The sequence below is a fragment of the Tsukamurella sp. NPDC003166 genome (assembly GCF_040611135.1).
Taxonomy (GTDB): domain Bacteria; phylum Actinomycetota; class Actinomycetes; order Mycobacteriales; family Mycobacteriaceae; genus Tsukamurella.
Map to the genome: position 1 here is coordinate 1 of NZ_JBEXNL010000040.1, position 1,045 is coordinate 1,045.

Consider the following 1,045-nt stretch of genomic DNA (forward strand, 5'->3'; position numbering starts at 1 on the left):
TTAAGCGTGCGAACGCGATTTTGAAGGCGGCGTCGGCTTTCTTCGCGGCCGAGTTCGACCGGCCACACGGCTGATCGTGGACTTTATCCGCTCTCATGTCGGTCGGCGTGAGGCGGGTGGTCTGCGGTGGGGTGTCGAACCGATCTGCGCGGTGCTGTCCGAGCACGGTGTGAAGATCGCCCCGTCCACGTATTACGAGCTCGTCGATCGCCCCGCCACCAGTGCGGAGTATCGGGAGGCGTTGCTGTCCAATCAGATCCGCGATGCGCATGCGGCGAATTACTCGGTGTTCGGTGCGCGGAAGATGTGGATCGTCCTGAACCGGATGGGTGTGAGCGTGGCCCGATGCACGGTGGAGCGGCTCATGCGCGAGGCTGGCCTCGCCGGCGCGGTGCGGGGCAAGGTCAAGCGCACAACAATCGCCGACCGCGGCGCCGAGCGGCACCCAGATTTGGTCCAACGACGGTTCACGCCGATCCGCCCTGACCAACTGTGGGTGGCGGACATGACCTATGTGTCGACCTGGGCCGGGTGGGCCTATGTGGCGCTGGTGACCGACGCCTACGCCCGCCGGATCATCGGCTGGGCCGTCGGATCGTCGATGACCACCGACCTGGTGCTGGCCGCGTTCGACCACGCGGTCTGGGCGCGTCGTCGTGACGGTCACGATCCGGCCGGGGTCATTCACCACACCGACGCGGGATCTCAATACACCTCCGTTCGCTTCGCCGAAGGGCTCATCATCGCCGGGATCACCGGTTCCATTGGCAGCGTGGGTGATTCGTATGACAATGCGCTGGCAGAGACGATCAACGGTCTCTACAAGACCGAGCTGATCAAGCCCCGCAAGCCCTGGAAAACGGTGGAGCAGGTCGAGTACGGCACCGCCGAATGGGTCGACTGGTTCAACCACCGACGGCCCTACGAGTACTGCGGTGACATCCCACCCGCGGAGTTGGAGGCCGCGTACTACGCTGCGAGGACACCCCACCACCAGGTGCCGGTGACTGTTTGAGTCAGTCTCCGGACACCCCGGGGCGGTTCA

At 64.9% G+C, this 1,045-nt stretch carries 1 pseudogene; it reads left to right on the forward strand.

Annotation, left to right across the window (positions count from 1 at the left end):
- Positions 1-1,015 (forward strand): annotated as a pseudogene (locus tag ABZX10_RS22755) (IS3 family transposase); the annotation flags it as partial.
- Between the last annotated feature and the right edge of the window lie 30 nt (positions 1,016-1,045).